Annotated in this window: 4 protein-coding genes and 2 pseudogenes; 2 read left to right on the top strand and 4 right to left on the bottom strand. The window is 59.5% G+C overall.

Features of this window, described 5'->3' with window-relative positions:
• Together AAC035_RS19205 and gpmI are read right to left on the bottom strand one after the other, a co-directional pair.
• Positions 1 to 369: pseudogene (locus tag AAC035_RS19205) on the bottom strand (hypothetical protein); the annotation flags it as partial.
• Between the two features lie 32 nt (positions 370 to 401).
• Positions 402 to 1,949, bottom strand: a complete 1,548-nt coding sequence (gpmI, locus tag AAC035_RS19200) for a 2,3-bisphosphoglycerate-independent phosphoglycerate mutase (protein WP_339806720.1) — start codon at positions 1,947 to 1,949, stop codon at positions 402 to 404.
• A 135-nt stretch (positions 1,950 to 2,084) separates the two neighbouring features.
• On the opposite strand from gpmI, the gene AAC035_RS19195 reads away from it, so the two are divergent.
• Both AAC035_RS19195 and secB read left to right on the top strand, forming a co-directional pair.
• Positions 2,085 to 2,501 carry a rhodanese-like domain-containing protein gene (locus tag AAC035_RS19195; RefSeq protein ID WP_339806719.1) on the top strand — a complete coding sequence of 139 codons (417 nt, stop codon included), beginning with the start codon at positions 2,085 to 2,087 and terminating at the stop codon, positions 2,499 to 2,501.
• Positions 2,502 to 2,542: 41 nt separating this feature from the next.
• Positions 2,543 to 3,055, top strand: coding sequence for a protein-export chaperone SecB (gene secB / locus AAC035_RS19190; protein WP_339806718.1), 513 nt, complete (start codon positions 2,543 to 2,545; stop codon positions 3,053 to 3,055).
• A 119-nt stretch (positions 3,056 to 3,174) separates the two neighbouring features.
• Here the strand turns inward: secB and trmL are convergent, their stop codons facing one another.
• Both trmL and AAC035_RS19180 read right to left on the bottom strand, forming a co-directional pair.
• A complete protein-coding gene (gene trmL / locus AAC035_RS19185; protein WP_339806717.1) occupies positions 3,175 to 3,639 on the bottom strand; it encodes a tRNA (uridine(34)/cytosine(34)/5-carboxymethylaminomethyluridine(34)-2'-O)-methyltransferase TrmL in 465 nt (154 codons plus the stop codon).
• A gap of 28 nt (positions 3,640 to 3,667) precedes the next feature.
• A pseudogene (locus tag AAC035_RS19180) lies at positions 3,668 to 4,155 on the bottom strand (acetyl-CoA C-acetyltransferase); the annotation flags it as partial.

The following is a 4,155-nucleotide window of genomic DNA, read 5'->3' as shown; positions in this document are numbered from 1 at the left end:
TCGCAAGGCCGTGCGCTGGTCGGCGAGCGAGCGGTCAAGCTCGGACTCCCTGGTGCGCAATTGGCGCAGCTCCGCCTCCGTGGCTGCTGCCTGTGCCTGCAGGTCCCGACGCTCGCGGGTCAGGCGACTGATGTCCTGTTCGGTCCGGGTCAGGGTGCGTTCCAGTTCACTGCGGTCTTTCTGGGCCTGCTCCAGCCAGCGGTCGATCCTGGAGATCTCCCGTTTCAGTGCTTCAATCTGTGCGGGTGTTACCTGATCGTTGGCAGAAGCGGGCGTTGTGAGGCATAACAGGCTTCCTGCCAGCAGCAGGGTCATAACCGCCAGCCGGAGACTTCCGCTGGCGCTTCCTGATTGGCGTACTGCTGGCATAAACGGTGCCCTGACTGTCCGTAGTGCTGTGATCAGCCCGCTTCAACCAGGCTGTGACCGCTCATTTCCCGGGGCTGCTCCAGATCCATCAGGGTCAGCAGTGAAGGTGCAATGTCGCTGAGACTGCCATCGTCCTTCAGCCGGATCTTGCGGGGGCCAACGTAGACCAGTGGTACGGGGCCAATGGTGTGGGCGGTGTGAACCTGGCCTGAAGCCGGGTCGGTCATCTGCTCACAGTTGCCGTGATCGGCGGTGATCAGGCCCTGCCCGCCCACTTCCTCAAGGGCTTTTACCACTCGGGCGACGCACTGGTCCAGACACTCTGCGGCCTTGATGGCGGCGTCGAGTTTGCCGGTGTGACCCACCATATCACCATTGGCGTAGTTGCAGACCACCAGGTCGTATTTGCCGCTTCTGATGGCCTCAACCAGTTTGTCCGTCACCTCCGGAGCGCTCATTTCCGGTTTCAGGTCGTAGGTGGCCACGTTGGGGGAAGGCACCAGGATACGGTCTTCGCCGGCAAAGGGCGTTTCCGAGCCGCCGTTAAAGAAGAAGGTGACGTGGGCGTATTTTTCGGTTTCGGCAATGCGAAGCTGGGTTTTGCCAAGACCGGACACATACTCGCCAAGGCCATTGACGAGCTGCTCCGGCGGGTAAGCGCAGGCCGTATCGATGTCTGCTGCGTATTCCGTCAGCATGACGAACTCGGCCAGTGCCGGATGCTTGCGGCGGCGAAAGCCTTCGAAGTGTTCGTCAACGAAGCAACGGGTCATTTCCCGGGCCCGGTCGGCACGGAAGTTCATGAACAGCACGGTGTCGCCATCGTTGATGGTGGCTTCCGGCTCACCGTCACCCTGAATGCGGGTGGCTTTGACAAATTCGTCGTTCTCTCCGCGCTCATAGGCCTGGTCGATGGCCTGCAGGGGATCAGCTGCGGTAAATTCTGCTTCGCCCAGGGTCATCAAGTTATAAGCTTGTTCGACCCGGTCCCAGCGGTTGTCACGGTCCATGGCGAAATAGCGACCGACGATGGTGGCGACCCGGCCGACTCCCAGAGTTTTCATTCTGGCCGCGGCTTTTTCCAGCGAGGGGCGGGCACTGCGAGGCGGCATGTCGCGGCCATCCAGGAACGCGTGCAGGTAAACCCGGCTGGCGCCGCGCTTTGCGGCCAGTTCAGCGGCGGCAAGAATATGTTCTTCATGGCTGTGGACGCCACCCGGTGAAAGCAGACCCATCAGATGAACCGCTCCGCCGTTGGCCACAGCCTTGTCGATAGCCCGGCACAGGGTCGGGTTGCTGGCAAACGTACCGTCCGCCAGATCCTTGTCGATGCGGGTAAGGCTCTGGTAGACCACCCGGCCGGCGCCAAGGTTCATATGACCGACTTCGGAATTGCCCATCTGGCCCTGGGGCAGACCCACAAACATTCCCGAGGTGTTGATCAGGGTTTTCGGCTGCTGTTGCCAGAGCTGGTCCCAGAAGGGGGTATTGGCATTGCTGATGGCATTGTCTTCAGCCGGGTCGCGGTGACCCCAGCCGTCCAGTATGATCAGAGCTGTCGGCGTGCGAGTGATGGTCATTACTCAATCCGGAGTAGTTTACGAATGTGAGGCTGGATTCTAACCCGTTTTGGGTGGGTCCGGCTACGGAACGCACCTTCTGTCACCGGCAGTGGGTGTGTATAATCCCGCCAAAGCATTTTTCGGGACAAATGAATGGAACGGTTGTTAGAGTTTGTTGTAAATCATTACATCCTCGTATCGATCTTCGTGGCCTTGCTGGTGGCGCTGATTCTTCTCGAGAGCCTTCGTGGCGGCAAGAAGGTTTCACCCCAGCAGGCGGTGAGTCTGATTAACCGCGACGAAGCCATCGTGGTGGATATCCGTGACCGGAAGGATTTCAACGAAGGCCGTATCACCGGATCCCTGCATATTCCGCTCAGCGCCATCAAAGAACGCGCCGGCGAGCTGAAAAAACATCAGGACAAGCAGATCATCGTGGCCGACAAGATGGGTCAGCATTCGGCAATGGCGGTAAAGCAACTGACAGCCGAAGGCTACACCAATGTGGTTCGCCTCAGCGGTGGTATTGCCGACTGGCGAGGTGCCAACCTGCCGCTTGTCAAAAAGTAAGCGACATTATAATTCCAACTGAATGAACGAAAGGATTGATCATGGCCGATAATCAGCAGGCTGCCGCCGGCAGCGAACAGGCTACCCAGCCCCAGTTTGCACTGCAGCGCATCTACGTGAAGGACCTGTCTTTCGAGTCCCCGAATTCCCCCATGGTTTTTCAGGATCAGTGGAAGCCACAGGTGAACCTGGACCTGAACACCACTCACTCCAAAGTGAGCGATACCCAGTACGAAGTGGTGTTGTCCCTGACGGTTACCGCCAAACTTGATGAAAAAGTGGCGTACCTGGTGGAAATCCAGCAGGCCGGCGTGTTTCTTATGCAGGGTTTCCCCGAGCAGCAGATTGGCCCGATGCTGGGTGCCTACTGCCCGAACCTGTTGTTCCCCTATGCCCGTGAATCCATCGATAACATCGTCAGCAAGGGCAGCTTCCCGGCACTGATGCTGGCGCCGGTGAACTTCGATGCGATTTTCGCACAAGCAGTAAAACGCAAGCAGCAGGAAGCAGAAGGTAATGGTGCTGCAGCACCAGAGGCGCCGCAGACTCACTGATGCTGTTCTGTTTTACCTGAAAAGCCGGCTGTTGCCGGCTTTTTGCGTTGTGTCAGGTGAGAAACAGGCGAGAGAGAAACCTTGCCTGCAGTGGCGGTGGGGCAGGGTTCAGTGGCGCGCTACCGGGCTCCGGTGAACCCCAGCTGTCGCCAGGCCTCGAAAACCACCAGGGCGGCGGTGTTGGACAGGTTCAGGCTGCGGCTGCCCGGCACCATAGGGACCCGCACACAGTTTGATGGATGCAAGCCTTCCCGTACGTGATCTGGCAACCCCCGGGTTTCGGGGCCGAACATCAGGTAGTCGCCGGCCTGAAAAGCCACTTCGTGGTAATGATGCTTACCCTTGGTGGTGAGGCCAAACAGCCGCTGCGGGGTTTCCGTGGCCAGGAACTCCTGGTAACTGCTGTGCACCTTTACGCTGGCGTACTCACTGTAATCCAGACCGGCCCGCCGCATCTGTTTGTCCTCCAGGGTAAACCCCAGGGGCTCGATCAGATGAAGCTGACAGCCGGTGTTGGCGCTGAGCCGGATGATATTGCCGGTATTGGGCGGTATCTCCGGCTCGTAGAGCACGATGTTGAACACGGTGAGCGGGCGTCAGCAGGGGGCGCGTTTAGCGCTCCACCGCCAGGGCCACGCCCATACCACCGCCGATGCACAGGGTCGCCAGACCTTTTTTGGCGTCACGGCGGGCCATCTCGTGCAGCAGGGTGACCAGGACACGACAGCCGGATGCACCGATCGGGTGTCCCAGGGCAATGGCGCCACCGTTGACGTTCACCTTGTTGGTGTCCCAGCCCAGGTCGCGGTTTACCGAGATTGCCTGAGCAGCGAAGGCTTCATTGGCTTCGATCAGATCCAGGTCATCCACGGTCCAGCCGGCTTTTTGCAGACAGCGCTGGCTGGCCGGTATCGGACCCGTTCCCATGATGGTGGGATCCACACCGGCACTGGCGTGGGCCTTGATGGTGGCCAGCGGTGTCAGTCCCAGTTCCTTGGCTTTGGCGGCACTGCATACCAGAACCGCGGCTGCGCCATCGTTCAATGAAGACGCGTTGCCGGCAGTAACGGTGCCATCTTTCTTGAAGGCCGGCTTCAGCT

The organism is uncultured Marinobacter sp. (genome assembly GCF_963974375.1).
Taxonomy (GTDB): Bacteria; Pseudomonadota; Gammaproteobacteria; order Pseudomonadales; family Oleiphilaceae; genus Marinobacter.
The sequence above is the reverse complement of the archived record's forward strand: the minus strand, read 5'-3'. Positions and strand labels throughout refer to the sequence as shown.